The sequence below is a fragment of the Methylobacterium sp. AC832 genome (assembly GCF_979256025.1).
In genome coordinates, this window is the sequence record NZ_CEEDMV010000002.1 from 754,951 (window position 1) to 767,389 (window position 12,439).

14 protein-coding genes are annotated in these 12,439 nt (G+C 64.1%); 4 read left to right on the forward strand and 10 right to left on the reverse strand.

Features of this window, described 5'->3' with window-relative positions:
- Positions 1–206: 206 nt before the first annotated feature.
- The 6 genes from eutC to AC0IXR_RS10720 all read right to left on the reverse strand — a co-directional run bounded on the left by eutC (position 207) and on the right by AC0IXR_RS10720 (position 6,948).
- Positions 207–1,016: an ethanolamine ammonia-lyase subunit EutC gene (gene eutC / locus AC0IXR_RS10695; RefSeq protein WP_471760660.1), complete on the reverse strand. Its 810-nt coding sequence runs from the start codon at positions 1,014–1,016 to the stop codon at positions 207–209.
- Positions 1,013–2,413, reverse strand: a complete 1,401-nt coding sequence (locus AC0IXR_RS10700) for an ethanolamine ammonia-lyase subunit EutB (protein ID WP_471760661.1) — start codon at positions 2,411–2,413, stop codon at positions 1,013–1,015. The genes eutC and AC0IXR_RS10700 overlap by 4 nt, the downstream gene beginning before the upstream one ends.
- A 53-nt stretch (positions 2,414–2,466) precedes the next feature.
- Positions 2,467–3,210 carry a hypothetical protein gene (locus AC0IXR_RS10705; RefSeq protein WP_311274012.1) on the reverse strand — a complete coding sequence of 248 codons (744 nt, stop codon included), beginning with the start codon at positions 3,208–3,210 and terminating at the stop codon, positions 2,467–2,469.
- Positions 3,211–3,452: 242 nt separating this feature from the next.
- Entirely contained in the window at positions 3,453–4,313 is an 861-nt protein-coding gene (locus AC0IXR_RS10710) for a transglutaminase-like domain-containing protein (protein WP_056433694.1), read from the reverse strand.
- A gap of 194 nt (positions 4,314–4,507) precedes the next feature.
- Positions 4,508–6,268, reverse strand: a complete 1,761-nt coding sequence (gene poxB / locus AC0IXR_RS10715) for a ubiquinone-dependent pyruvate dehydrogenase (protein WP_471760662.1) — start codon at positions 6,266–6,268, stop codon at positions 4,508–4,510.
- Between the two features lie 80 nt (positions 6,269–6,348).
- Complete coding sequence (locus AC0IXR_RS10720) at positions 6,349–6,948, reverse strand: cysteine hydrolase family protein (RefSeq protein WP_056433699.1); 600 nt, start codon at positions 6,946–6,948, stop codon at positions 6,349–6,351.
- 283 nt (positions 6,949–7,231) lie between these two features.
- Here AC0IXR_RS10720 and AC0IXR_RS10725 point away from each other — a divergent pair, with 283 nt between their 5' ends.
- On the forward strand, positions 7,232–7,528 hold the full coding sequence (locus AC0IXR_RS10725; RefSeq protein ID WP_311274015.1) for a GCG_CRPN prefix-to-repeats domain-containing protein: 297 nt from the start codon (positions 7,232–7,234) through the stop codon (positions 7,526–7,528).
- A gap of 117 nt (positions 7,529–7,645) precedes the next feature.
- On the opposite strand, the gene AC0IXR_RS10730 is transcribed toward AC0IXR_RS10725, so the two are convergent.
- A complete protein-coding gene (locus tag AC0IXR_RS10730) occupies positions 7,646–7,921 on the reverse strand; it encodes a hypothetical protein (RefSeq protein WP_471760663.1) in 276 nt (91 codons plus the stop codon).
- Positions 7,922–8,302: 381 nt separating this feature from the next.
- On the opposite strand from AC0IXR_RS10730, the gene AC0IXR_RS10735 reads away from it, so the two are divergent.
- From AC0IXR_RS10735 to AC0IXR_RS10745, 3 genes are all read left to right on the forward strand, one after another.
- Positions 8,303–8,428 (forward strand): hypothetical protein, encoded by a 126-nt coding sequence (locus tag AC0IXR_RS10735; protein WP_461227843.1) that lies wholly within the window; start codon positions 8,303–8,305, stop codon positions 8,426–8,428.
- A gap of 513 nt (positions 8,429–8,941) precedes the next feature.
- Positions 8,942–9,343 carry a GIY-YIG nuclease family protein gene (locus AC0IXR_RS10740; RefSeq protein WP_471760664.1) on the forward strand — a complete coding sequence of 134 codons (402 nt, stop codon included), beginning with the start codon at positions 8,942–8,944 and terminating at the stop codon, positions 9,341–9,343.
- Positions 9,344–9,387: 44 nt separating this feature from the next.
- Entirely contained in the window at positions 9,388–9,897 is a 510-nt protein-coding gene (locus tag AC0IXR_RS10745) for a hypothetical protein (protein WP_471760665.1), read from the forward strand.
- Here the strand turns inward: AC0IXR_RS10745 and AC0IXR_RS10750 are convergent.
- From AC0IXR_RS10750 to AC0IXR_RS10760, 3 genes are read right to left on the reverse strand one after another with little or no spacing between them, the layout of a single operon-like run.
- Positions 9,884–10,276 (reverse strand): hypothetical protein, encoded by a 393-nt coding sequence (locus AC0IXR_RS10750; protein ID WP_471760666.1) that lies wholly within the window; start codon positions 10,274–10,276, stop codon positions 9,884–9,886. The genes AC0IXR_RS10745 and AC0IXR_RS10750 overlap by 14 nt on opposite strands.
- Positions 10,277–10,279: 3 nt before the next feature.
- The gene (locus AC0IXR_RS10755; RefSeq protein WP_471760668.1) at positions 10,280–10,852 is read right to left on the reverse strand and encodes a hypothetical protein; all 573 of its coding nucleotides are present in this window, start codon (positions 10,850–10,852) and stop codon (positions 10,280–10,282) included.
- Complete coding sequence (locus AC0IXR_RS10760; RefSeq protein ID WP_471760669.1) at positions 10,849–12,438, reverse strand: FAD-dependent oxidoreductase; 1,590 nt, start codon at positions 12,436–12,438, stop codon at positions 10,849–10,851. Before AC0IXR_RS10760 ends, AC0IXR_RS10755 begins: the two co-directional genes overlap by 4 nt.
- Between the last annotated feature and the right edge of the window lies 1 nt (position 12,439).

A 12,439-nucleotide genomic window follows, 5' to 3' on the forward strand; every position in this document is an offset into this window, starting at 1 on the left:
GAAGGACAACTGCTCTTTGCCTCACCCCGGCAGGATACAAGCCAATCGCCATTGGCCGAGCCCACGAGATGTGCTCAGAATCGCGCTTCAGCGAGAGGTGTTTCCACTCGGTCGACTGAAAGCGCGTACGACTGAGACGTGCCCATTCCAGTCACAGTGCTCCACACTTCTCGGCTCGACTACCGTCGACTTCGAACAATGCTCCGTCAGGCGCGGGATGCGGTGTCGCTTCCGTCCCCGATCGCCTGCTGACGCGGCGGCGGCTCCAGGTCCGGCCCGCTGCCATCCTTGAGGTTCACGCCGGTGATTCCGCGCACGAACGCTTCTCGCAGAAGCCAGTCGAGTTTGAACGCCGCTAGCTCATGGGAGAGCCCGGCGGGGCGAACGTTCGAGATGCAGTTGCGCTCGGCATCCGAACGACCGACGCGCGGGTCCAGGGTCAGGTAGATCCCGAGACTGTCGGGCGAGGACAGGCCCGGCCGCTCGCCGATGAGGACGGCGACGGCGCGAGCCTTCAGTGCCGCGCCGATCCCGTCGCCCAGGGCGACGCGCCCCTGCGTCGCCACCACGATGGGAGCCAGCGTCCACCCGGCCTTGTCGATATGCGGCTTGAAGGCGGCGAGGAAACTGGCCGCACCCTGGTGCACTGCCCTTGCCGAGAGACCGTCCGCCACGACGATGGCGAGGTCCACCGCCTCAGAAGGTTTTTCGGCCAGGATCGTCGCACTCTCCTCGCCGAGCGTACGGCCGAGGTCGGGGCGACGCAGATAGGTGGCGCGATCCGGCGCCGCAGAGGCGAGGGTCAGGGTGGGATAGCCGAGTGCCTCGATCCCGGAGGCGACCTCGGCGGCATCCATCGGCGTGTGGACGGCATCCCGCGCCTGTGCATGGGCGAGCCCGAAGCGCAGCACCTCGATGGTGGGCATGCCGGTGCCGGCGCGCCCGAGGCCGATCCGCGCCGGCGTCAGGCGGCTCAGTCTTGCCCAGGGATCCTCGGAGGTGTCCTCGGCGCTCATGCGGCAATCCCCTTCTGGGCGGACAGGCCGGGAGCCGCCGCGATGAGGCGGGCGCTCGGTCCCTCGGGCAGGAGTGCGCCCTCCGCATCGGTCAGGCCGATCTGTTCGAGCCAAGCCTCGAATTCCGGCGCGCGTTTCAGGCCGAGCACCTCGCGCACGTAGAGTGAATCGTGGAACGAGGTGGATTGGTAGTTGAGCATCACGTCGTCGGCACCGGGAATGCCCATGACGAAGGTGCAGCCGGCCGCTCCCAGCAAGGTCAGGAGCGTGTCCATGTCGTTCTGGTCGGCTTCGGCATGGTTGGTGTAGCAAACGTCGCAGCCGAGCGGCAGGCCCATGAGCTTGCCGCAGAAATGGTCCTCCAATCCGGCCCGGATGATCTCCCGGCCGTCATAGAGATATTCCGGCCCGATGAAGCCGACCACCGTGTTGACGAGGAGCGGCCGGAACGGACGCGCGACGGCGTAGGCCCGTGCTTCCAGGGTCTGCTGATCAACGTCGTGATGGGCATTGGCCGAGAGCGCCGAGCCCTGCCCAGTCTCGAAATACATGCAGTTGTCACCCACCGTGCCGCGTTTCAGGGCAAGCGCCGCATCGTGCGCCTCCTTCAGGATGGGAAGCGTGACGCCGAAACTGGCATTGGCCTTCTGCGTGCCCGCGATCGACTGGAACACGAGATCCACCGGCAGGCCCCGGTTCATCGCCTCCAGCGTGGTGGTGACATGGGTGAGGATGCAGCCCTGCGTGGGGATCGCGAGGCGCTGGATCAGGTCGTCGAAGAGGTGGAGCAAGCCGCTCAGGGTGGAGACGGAATCGGAGGCCGGATTGAGGCCGATCACCGCATCGCCGCAGCCATAGGACAGCCCGTCGACGATGGCGGCGGTGATGCCGGCGGCATCGTCGGTGGGGTGATTGGGCTGAAGACGGACGGAGAGCCGGCCGGGCAATCCGATTGTGTTGCGGAACTTCGTCACCACCCGGCATTTGCGCGCCACCAGGATCAGGTCCTGATGACGCATGATCTTCGAGACGGCGGCGGCGATCTCCGGCGTGATGCCGGGCGAGATCCGGGTCAGCGTCTCGGAGGACGCCTTGATCAGGAACTCGCGGAAATCGCCGACGGTGAGATGGGCGATCTCCCTGAAGGCCACCGCATCGTGCGTATCAAGGATGAGGCGAGTGACGTCGTCCTCCTCGTAGGGAATGAGGGGTTTGGCCAGGATCTCCGACAGCGGCACCTCGGACAGGCACCAGCGGGCGGCCATCCCCTCCTCCGCCGATTCCGCCGCGATGCCGGCGAGCCGGTCGCCCGAGCGCAGCGGCGTCGCTTTCGCCATCAGGGCCGCGAGATCGGCGAAGATATGGGTTTTGGGGCCGACGATGTGGCGATAGGTCATTGTTTAACGCTCCTGCATCGTCGTCGCGAAAATCGAGCCACCCGGCAGAATCGTTATTCCACCTCTCGCCTTGAGCTGAAAAGACCGAGCTCCCGAAAGATCTGCGCCTCGAGGACGGCGCGAAGGACGACGCCGATCACGCCGAATAGCAGGACCAGGGTTCCACTGAGGATCACGGGTGGGTCCGTCCGCCCGTTCGTTGAGATGATTAGAGCGCCCAGGATGAGTGCGACCGCCACAAGCGGGATCGCCGCGCGGAATCCGATGTAGAAGATGGTCCAGACCTGACCGACCGTCGCGCGAAACGCGTCCCTGGCCGTGACCTCCAGACCTTCAATCGCGAGGGTCGGGCCCACGGCGAAGAGGCGGCACGTGACCCAGATGCTGACGATAACGATCGCGGGAAGGATCAGAAGTCCGAGTGCCGACTGGAGATAGGCTACGCCCCATGCCCACGGGATGCCGAGCAGATACCAGCCGAGGTGATAGGCGAGGAGATCCTTGCGCCGTATCGCCTCTCCGAGCAGGGCCCACATGCTCTGCGACCGCAGGCCCAAGGCATGGCGATAGATCGCCATCGTGTAGGAAACGATCAGGATGGTGACGCCGATGTCGAGCAGAACGTTCGACAGCGACCCGGTCGCGTTCCCCGAGCCGCCCATGCGATTCGAGAGGAGCAACTGGACGATCAGGACAAAGGTTACAAAAGCCGTCTCGCGCCAGAGTGATCCGAATGCCCGGAACGCTGCGCGGTAGGCCGCGGATGTGGAGCCGCGCACCTGTAGAGGAGCTGCCATCGTGCCTCGTTCCGTGATACCGTCTGCATCGCAAGAGGCGAGCTATAGCTGGCCAGACCAGCTTTGGATTGAAAAAGCGAAGGTGATCCCCTTCATTTTGAGATCAGTCATGGAGGATGTGCAATCCGAGAACCGGCGGGTCGGTTCGGGCCTACCCCATCACCGTGGACGACGGGTACGAAACCGCGCCAGCATCGGTCGGACCCGGATCACAGGATACCGTCATCCTGTGATCCTTTCGTTCAGGCCGCTCCCGCATGCGGCGCGGGCAATTCCGTCGAGATTGCGTCGACCGTGCGCTGGGGCGGGCTGCCGAGGCCGTCGGAGCGCGCGATACGGATCTGCTGGTTGACCGGCTGCATGTTGCCGTAGGGCGTCGAGAAGGCGATCTCGGCCGCATCCCGGCCGACGCCGATGCGGACGAGACCGTCAAGATCGGCTTGGCGCGTGGCGTCGAACAGCCACCAGCGGCCGTCGAGATAGGCCTCGAACACCGCGTGGAAATCGCTCGGCACGAGCCCGTGGGCGTAGCAGCTCACGAAACGGGCGGGGATGCCCAATGCCCGGCAGAAGGCCGTCCCGATATGCGCGAAATCGCGGCACACGCCGGCGCGCTTGAGCAGGCTCTCGTCGGCGGTCGTCTCGCCGTCGCTGGTGCCGGGCTGGTAGGTGAGATGATCGTGAATCCAGTTGCAGATCGCGTTGACGCGCTGGTGCCCCTTGGGCATCGCCCCGAACTCGGCCTGCGCGAAGGGCGTCAGCCGGTCGGACGAGACGAAGCGGCTGGGCAGCAGGAACGGCAGGATGTCGAGGGGAAGCTGCGAGATCGGCGTTTCGTTGATCGTGGCCGGATCGGCCCGATGGACGGTGAGCTCGACCTCGGCGTTGTATTCCAGCGAGAACTGGCCGGCGGGGACGTTCACCCCGAGATAGCGGTTCTGCAGATCGGGCGAGATGTAGATTTCCCGCTTCAGGTCGGGCTTGAGAATCAGCGTCTCGCTGAGAATCTCAAGGCTCTTCAGTCGAGCGACCTCGATATTGAAGATAAACGTTGTGTCCGACAGTATGTTATAAGACAGACTGCAGCCGAGCATGTAGCGCATGGAAGCTCCTTCCTCCGTTTCGGAAGACCGTGCAAGGATTACGCCCGCCGCAGCTGCAAGGATCCTGTTGTTAAGGCCGGCTTGCGCTTCCCGGCCCCGCTGCCAAACCAATCTTTTGTCCGAGGATGCGGCCACCGTTGAGCCTGGAGGCCGCATCACGGCTCGGTCTGGATACCTTCGAAGCAGTGCTTCAGCTACCGGATGATGTTCGTCTTGGCGAGATCGAGAACCGAATCCCCGCGGCCGCTCATCACCGCACGCAGCACGTAAAGGCTGAAGCCCTTCACCTGCTGTCCGTCGATCTTCGGTGGGATCGAGAGTTCCTGACGGTTGACCACCACGTCGAGTACGGCCGGACCGTCATGGGCGAGCACGTTCCGGATCGCGCCCTCCAGTTCGGCCGGGTCTTCTACCCGCACCGCGTGGAGCCCGACCGCCCGGGCCATCGCGGCGAAATCGGGGTTCTCGAGCGCGACGCCGGTTTCGAGATAGCCTGCGGCCTTCATCTCCATTTCGACGAAGCCGAGGGAGCCGTTGTTGTAGATCACGATCTTCAGCGGCAGCTTCTCCTGCCGCAGTGTCAGGAGATCGCCCATCAGCATCGAGAAACCGCCATCGCCCGACAAGGAAACGACCTGCCGGCCAGGAGAGGCCGCCTGTGCGCCGATGCCCTGCGCCATGGCGTTGGCCATGGAGCCATGCACCCACGATCCGAGAAGCCGGCGCTTGCCATTCATCTTCAGATAGCGCGCCGCCCAGATCGTCGGCGTACCGACATCGGCCGTGAAGATCGTGTCATCCGCCGCCGCTTCGCTTACGAGCTTGGTCAGATATTGCGGATGGATCGGGGCCTTGGCCGATTTCAGGCCGAACCAGCCCTTGGTCGGCGCGCCAGTGGCGAGATCGTCGAGGTCCTCGCGTGCCTTGGCGTAGTGTTTCAGGCTGGCATCGAGCCAGGTGCGGTCGGACTTGACGCCGAGCTTCGGCAGGAGCGCCGTGATCGTATCCCGTACGTCGCCGACGAGACCGAGATCGAGCTTCGTCCGCCGGCCGAGCTGGTTCGACCGTAGATCGACCTGCGCCACCTTGGCATTCGCGGGATAGAATTGCTTGTAGGGAAAGTCGGTGCCCAGCATCAGCAGCGTGTCGCAGTCGCGCATCGCCGCATAGCCGGACGAGAACCCGATGAGGCCGGTCATTCCGACATCGTAGGGATTGTCGTATTCCACGAATTCCTTGCCACCGAGGGCATGGACGATGGGGCTCTTGAGAGCTTCGGCGAGCTGCAGCAATTCGGCATGGGCGCCGGCGCATCCCCGGCCGCAGAGCAGTGTGATCTTTGACGAGCCGTCGAGGAGTTCGGCCAGTGCGTTGAGCTCGGCTTCGGCGGGACGGATCGTCGGCTTCGCCGGCAGGAGGCCGGCATTGGGAGCAATGGCGCGGGCCGGCGCATCCTTCAACGCGACGTCGCCGGGAATGATCACCACGGCGACACCACGCTGGCCCACCGCGGCACGGATGGCATTCTCCAGGACGAACGGGAGCTGGGACGGATCGGAGACGAGCTCGCAATAGTGGCTGCACTGGGCGAACAAGGCCTTCGGGTCTGTCTCCTGGAAGTAGCCGGATCCGATCTCTGCCGAGGGGATATGTGCGGCGATGGCCAGGACGGGAGTCCGGGTTCGATGGCAATCGAACAGGCCGTTGATGAGATGGACATGGCCTGGCCCGCAGGAGCCCGCACAGACCGCCAACTCCCCGGTGATCTGACTTTCCGCGCCGGCCGCGAAGGCGCCGACCTCTTCGTGGCGCATATGCACCCAGTCGATGACGCCCCTCGCCCGGATCGACTCGGTCATGGCGTTGAGGCTGTCGCCGACGACACCGTAGATCCGTCGTACCCCCACCTGCTGGAGGGTTTCGACGACGAGATCCGCGACGGTATCGATTCTCATGATTCGCGCTCCTGCTTCAGAACCCGAACGATGCTGCGCCGCACACGTTCCCGAGGTCCATTGAGTGTCACTCACGCGTGTCATTCCGCGATATCGCTGACCCGAGGCGCGATCACGGCGAAGAGATCCCCGAGGGTCGCGAGGCTCGCGGCCTGAAGCGAATTCGCGGGCACCACCTGACCGTCGGGGCCGGGCAAGGCGCGGGTCGCGGTGGTGGAAGCCACGACCGTCGGGCTGAATCCCAGGTTGAAAGCGCCGCGCGCCGTGGAGTTGATGCACATATGCGTCATGAAACCGGCGAGCAGAACCGATTTCATACCCGTCGCTTCGAGGTGCTTCTGCAGATCCGTACCGACGAAGGAATTAGGATAGTTCTTGACGATGACCCTCTCGCCGTCTCGTGGCGAGACCTCGTCACTGATCCTGCCGATCGGGGCGGAGATATCGTAGGGCGAGCCGGGCCCGGCATCGTGCTGGATGTGAAAGATCGGGATGCCGGCCTCCCGGGCGCGATCGAGGAGTTCGCGTGCCGCGCGGATGGCGGGCTCCACCTCTTCCAGGCGCATGATGCCTTCGCGATAGGTGTTCTGCAGATCGATCATCACCAGGGCGGAGGATCGAAGCCGGGCCGGCACCGGGCTCAGGCCGGAGACGTCGCGCAGGGTCTTGAGGTCTGTCATGGCTGGCTTCCGGTCTGCAATCGCAACGGCGGGGTTTGGGGTGAGGAGACCTCATTCGGGGACCGCGTCAATCGCGTCCTTGGCTAGCAGGAACGGTACGCCCTCGCGAAAGCTCCCCGGTCACCCTTTCTCAATCACGAAATCGCGCGCGCAAGGTCCCTCGTACGGTAGGGAGGTGCAGGCGGCGAAAATGTCAGAATTTGTTCAGCGATCGGGTGTCTTGATGCAGCACGCCCCGCGGTGAAGCTTTAATCCCGAGGGGACGCGATCCGGAGATTGTGTCATGAAGCATGTCAAGACTTATGGCCTCCTTGCCGCCGTCATTGGTGGCCTGACGATGTCTGCCGCCACAACCACCACAGCCGAGGCTGCCGGCGGGTGCGGTTACGGCTATTACCCCTCCGCGTTCGGGTGCAAGGCCACATCCCGCGCGTTCGGCTACTACGCGCCCCGCCCCGTGCCGGTTTATGGCTATGGTTACGGCTATCGCCCGTATTACCGGCCCTATTACCGTCCTTACGCCTATGCTCCTCGGCCCTACGCTTACGCACCCCGCCCCTACGTGCGGTTCGGCTTCTGAGAATGACGAAGGGTGCTCCCGGCCGACCCGGAAGCACCCCCTCGTTCGATGGTAGCGAGGCGGGCGACGATAGGCCTGGATCGCATGAGACCCAGGCCTGATCCGCCCTCAGTGACGTCAGCGGGTCGGCGCGCTGGTACCTTTGCCCGATGCTCCCGGAGACGACCCCGAACCGGCATCATTGGCGCCCGTGCTGTTCGACGTGCCTGAGCGGCTCTTGTCTCCCGTGGAGGGGCCGCTCCCGGCGGCTCCCGGCGATGCACCGGCTCCCGCATCGTTCGGCCCGGTGTTGTTCATCGTGCCGGACTTCGTTGTTCCGGAGCCACCTTCCGCAGCGAGGGCGGGCGATCCGAGGAGCAATGCCCCGGCGAGGGCAAGCGTCAAAGCTTTCATGCGTTTCTCCCTGAGTCTGGCGCGGTGCACGCCGAAGGAAACGCAAAATTCAGCTGTGACGTTCCGGCACAGGCGGCAATGACGATCCGGCAGGCCGAGCCTGTCGTCGAGGGCATCGGGTGAGACGATCTGGATCGATGTCTGTGCCGAGAGTCCTTCGAGGTCTGCTTAGCTTGTCGACTGGCGGAGTTCAGACCGACCCTGACGCCTTCCATCTCGCAACGCAGGCGATTGCCTCATCTCTTTACTCCGCTCTACTATCGCTGTGCCGGCCATACGGTGATGCGATTTGAGTCGGCGATGAGGTCGCCGATGTTCGTGGACGAGGGTTGGAAGCCGCCGCGAGAACCGGCTTGGGAGTCGCCTTCACGCAAGCCCCCGATGACCAAGGCACAAGAGCGGGCGGTCGTCTGGATCATTGGACTGAATGTGGTGCTGCTCTTCGTTGCACCGGTGGGCGGGGCGAGCGTGATCCACGCCCTGATCGCGCTGTTCGGGCAATCATAGCCTCCACGATGAGACGACCAGGATCCCGATCGTTGCTGCCCTGGCGTCACTGTCTATCGTGATCTTCCGAGGGTCTCGCGGATGTGATCCGAACTCCTGCCCCGACTGTTTGTGGCGACCTGTCGTGCTAAGTCGCTGACGTTTTTTGGCTCCCAGACAGACAGCCCGGCACACTTTATTACTCGCCCACCTCGAACTCGGTCATTCAGTCCTGATCGATGCAACAGAACGCCAACGTCGCGGTCACCGTCACACGAGACTGGCTGCACCGTACGACATGTTTCACGGAATGGCGTTCAAGGCCCGATCTGGCGGAGCTTACTCTGGCCCTCGCGTGATGGCGGAGAGATGGCGACCCCGGTTGGGGCGCCAAAATCTCGATGGATCAATCGCTTACTGGATTGTTGGACCCCGATCCGCTTCACACGATTACAAGGGATTTCGGCGAACCGTCCAACCGACTTAGCGCCATAAGGACTGTCGCGAGATGGGGGTTCGAAGGGAGGCCTGACGATGCGCGGCAACAAAATGAGCTTCGTCTATTTCGCGACGTGCGAGGGCTTCACGAAGATCGGTGTGGCGCAGGACGTGAGCGCGCGGATCAGGAATATCGGCACCTCCTGTCCCTGGCCGGTGACGCGCGAGGCACACATCATCGGCAACGAACGGGACGAGGCGCTACTTCACGGCTTCTTCCGCTCCGAGAAGCTGCATCACCGGAACGAGTGGTTCCGGAGAGAGGGCAAGCTGGCCGATTTGCTAGATGCGCTCGCGCCCTACTCGCATTCCTTCACCGCCGCGACGGCGATGGCCGAGCATTGGTGGGACAAGGTCTATCAACCGCTCGCTGGGAGAAATCGCATCGGCACACGCGGCTGGCCTCCGACCATGGAGGAAGTCGCCGCGATCATCTGACCTACGCTTCCCTCCCCTCCACCCTCACCGGAGGGCTTTGAGCCATGGGCGACTTCCACAGCACACACCGTCCGAAGGCCCGAAAGGCGAGAGCCTGTCCGGAATGCCAATCGGAGATCGCGGCAGGTCAGACCTACGTCAGGCTGGCCGGCTGCTCAGATGAGGGCTTCTACTCCGGCATCATGTGCGAGCCATGCAACGCGTTCGCGGATCGCTATCTGCAATCGCTTCGCCTCTCGGCCTGCGTCAACGCGGATGAGGTGACGTACATGTTCGGCGGGCTGATTTCCGAGGCAGCCGAGTTCACGGGCTACCTCTGGGACGAAGGGCACGACGACCAAACGCCTGCGCAACGTCGAGATGCGATGCTGCCGATCCTTGAGGAGCATGACGTCGGTGACCGCCTCAACGCCAGACCGTACAGTGGCGACCCCCTGGCGGAACTCAGCCGTGGCTTCACCAGGAGGCCCGATCGATCCGGGGATCTTAACGACGATGACGGCAGGGCGCGCATAGGGGAAAGGCCCCAGAGCAATACCTTCAGACATTGTTGATCCCGTCCTTGCCGGTGATGCGCCCGACGATGAAGAGCTGCTGATAGGAGGCGACGTGGCGGATGATTTTGTATTCGGCGACCTGACCCAGAGGGATCTTAAGGCTCTCCGCCAGCGTCGGGGTCCAGGTCAGGTCGGAGTTTCTGGCGGAAAGAACGAAGCCGCTGCCGGGCGTGCCTGTGGACTTCTCGATCAAGCCGCCGGGCCATTTGACCTCAAGCGTGAACACCGACCCGGCCGTGGGGAACGGTGAGCCACCCTCGTTCTGCGAGCCGAAGATGACGGGGGGGGCGGTGTTGCCGATCCAGAAGTCAAAATCGATCAGGGCGGGACCGGCGTCATTGTCGGTTTCGGTGTAGGTGTAGATGCGGGTGGTCATATCTCAGAACACCTCGCTCTGACGCAGTAGGCGTCGGTAGACCGCGATGTTGATCCGGATGTTTTCGGTCACCGACGGCTTCCATACGAGCCGGCTGTAGCGCGCCGCGCGCTTCACCTGGACCGGCACGTCGAGAACGACGTCCTGCGCGGTCAGGGCGGCGAAGCTCTGAGTGTTCGGAACGAGAACCGTGCTGCTCGAACCTGCGCCCGAATAGACGCTGCCCCGCAGCACGGTAGGTGCCGAGGTCGCCCCCCAGAACGTCACCGTGTCGATGATGTAGGTGTCCTGGCCGTCCTGCGTCGCCATGCCGAGCTCGACCTCGTTCGTGGACGAGCAGTTCACGCCCTCGGCCGTCATCAGCACGCCGTCCGGCATGTTCCAGATCGTCAGCGGACCATCGACGCCGTCGTTGTTCTCGATGCGGATGCCGCCGCGCCCATGGATCGGCAGACCCATGAGGACCGGGCTGTCCTTCGTGCCGCCCAGCTGAAACACGACGCCACGGCCGGGGACGGAGACCACCCCGCCGCCACCGCTGACGGCCCCGCCGAACCCAGGAAAAATCCCGCTCATACCTTCAATCCCAGGCTATCGGTGATTTCTTTGATCTTCGAATAGGACACCTCGGAGACCGGGACGCCGTCACGAACCGCCACGTAAGCGGCAACGCCAGCCGCCTCGCCGATCGACATCCAGGTCGGCTCCATGCGGAGCGAGCACATGACGGTCTCTGTGACCGCCGGGCACGCGACCTCGAGCATGTTGCGGATGACGCCGGACGGCGGCTTCAGCGCGGCGAACGGGATCGACCAGTACGAACTGCCGTCCTGTACGTCGTCCTTCATGTCACCATCTTGGGTGTAGCCACCGCCAGGGATGGTCGCATGGCATTTGGCGTGGCTGTCCGTGTGGTAGCCACCTCGGCCCATCGGCTCGAAAACCTTGCCAAGGGCCGAACGTCCGATGTTCTCGAACGACATCAGGCCCGTCGCTCGCATCCGGTGGCTGGTGCGGACGTAGAGGTGTGCCGACCAGCCCCGCTGGCCGAACCATTCGGTGACGTTGTGGTTATGCGGCAGGCCCCACCCCGCCATGTTGTTCCGCAGTTCGGTGCGGACGCGCGGGGAGTTCTGCGCGAGGTAGTACCAGCCAGCGGTGTAGTAGTAGTGCCACGCCCAGAACCGCCGACGCTCCGCCTTCGTCTTGCAGCGGGTGTACTCCATCGGAGCGCCCCACTGCGACCCGCCGTTGGTCGTGATGTGGTTCTGATCGGTCCACTGGCCGGACGAGATGTTCTCAATGGTGGTGTACTTGCTGCCGCGCTCGTTGATCCAGTCCTCGAAATCGGCCTCGCGGAAGGGCAGACCATCCGGGCGGGTCGGCGGCTGGAACGGAAGGCGCTGAGGGTGGACCGAGAAGGTCGAGCGCCAGTTGTAGGCCATCGTCCGCAGGTCGCCGATCCCCTCACCCACGATGGTGTAGCCCTGGTTCTCTCGGACGATATCGCCCTTCGAGTTCAGCAGGGCGGCGGGCAGGGTGTTCCGGTTGTTGCTGTAGGCGCCGGCCAGAAGCTCGTTGAAGGTCGCCCGGTTCTCCGAGCGGCCATAGGTGTAAGGCACCTTGGCGGCGCGGCCGAGATGCGCCTCATAAGAGCAGGACAGGAACTGCTTGGCGCGGATCTGGCGCCCGTCAGCAAGGGTGACGATCCCGCCGAGCTTGGTGAACTGATCGACGGCGAAATCGACGATCTCAATGTCCCAGAAGGTCTGGATGCCGGCCAGCATGCGGTCGCGGGCATACCGCCCCCATTCCGGCAGGTAGCGGCGCGGCAGATCCTGATAGCGACCGTACCCGCGGACTTCCTGCGTCGGCGGAGTGGTCGTGGCGTCCGCGGGCGTGCCGACAATGGCTCCGTCGGCGATTGCCGCCGTCTCGCAGTCGTAGAAGAACTGCCGCCCGACACCGGACAGGGTGTCTGTAGTCGCGCTGACACCGACATAGTCCGGAAGGCCAAGCCCGCCGGTGAGGAGGCCGCCGGGCCACTGCGCCTCGTCTGCCATGGCGACGGACAGGCCGAACTTGCGAAGGCGAGCCCCGGCCGCGAGACCGGCTCCACCTGAGCCCATGATGAAGACATCGACGTCTGCAACGATTGCCATG

Excerpts from the sequence above, each read along its gene's own strand:
- poxB (WP_471760662.1), bottom strand. The coding sequence starts at position 6,268 with ATGAGAATCGATACCGTCGCGGATCTCGTCGTCGAAACCCTCCAGCAG.
- AC0IXR_RS10735 (WP_461227843.1), top strand. The coding sequence starts at position 8,303 with ATGACCAAGGCACAAGAGCGGGCGGTCGTCTGGATCATTGGACTGAAT.
- AC0IXR_RS10730 (WP_471760663.1), bottom strand. The coding sequence starts at position 7,921 with ATGAAAGCTTTGACGCTTGCCCTCGCCGGGGCATTGCTCCTCGGATCG.
- eutC (WP_471760660.1), bottom strand. The coding sequence starts at position 1,016 with ATGAGCGCCGAGGACACCTCCGAGGATCCCTGGGCAAGACTGAGCCGC.
- AC0IXR_RS10705 (WP_311274012.1), bottom strand. The coding sequence starts at position 3,210 with ATGGCAGCTCCTCTACAGGTGCGCGGCTCCACATCCGCGGCCTACCGC.
- AC0IXR_RS10710 (WP_056433694.1), bottom strand. The coding sequence starts at position 4,313 with ATGCGCTACATGCTCGGCTGCAGTCTGTCTTATAACATACTGTCGGAC.
- AC0IXR_RS10760 (WP_471760669.1), bottom strand. The coding sequence starts at position 12,438 with ATGGCAATCGTTGCAGACGTCGATGTCTTCATCATGGGCTCAGGTGGA.
- AC0IXR_RS10740 (WP_471760664.1), top strand. The coding sequence starts at position 8,942 with ATGCGCGGCAACAAAATGAGCTTCGTCTATTTCGCGACGTGCGAGGGC.
- AC0IXR_RS10700 (WP_471760661.1), bottom strand. The coding sequence starts at position 2,413 with ATGACCTATCGCCACATCGTCGGCCCCAAAACCCATATCTTCGCCGAT.
- AC0IXR_RS10750 (WP_471760666.1), bottom strand. The coding sequence starts at position 10,276 with ATGACCACCCGCATCTACACCTACACCGAAACCGACAATGACGCCGGT.
- AC0IXR_RS10755 (WP_471760668.1), bottom strand. The coding sequence starts at position 10,852 with ATGAGCGGGATTTTTCCTGGGTTCGGCGGGGCCGTCAGCGGTGGCGGC.
- AC0IXR_RS10720 (WP_056433699.1), bottom strand. The coding sequence starts at position 6,948 with ATGACAGACCTCAAGACCCTGCGCGACGTCTCCGGCCTGAGCCCGGTG.
- AC0IXR_RS10725 (WP_311274015.1), top strand. The coding sequence starts at position 7,232 with ATGAAGCATGTCAAGACTTATGGCCTCCTTGCCGCCGTCATTGGTGGC.
- AC0IXR_RS10745 (WP_471760665.1), top strand. The coding sequence starts at position 9,388 with ATGGGCGACTTCCACAGCACACACCGTCCGAAGGCCCGAAAGGCGAGA.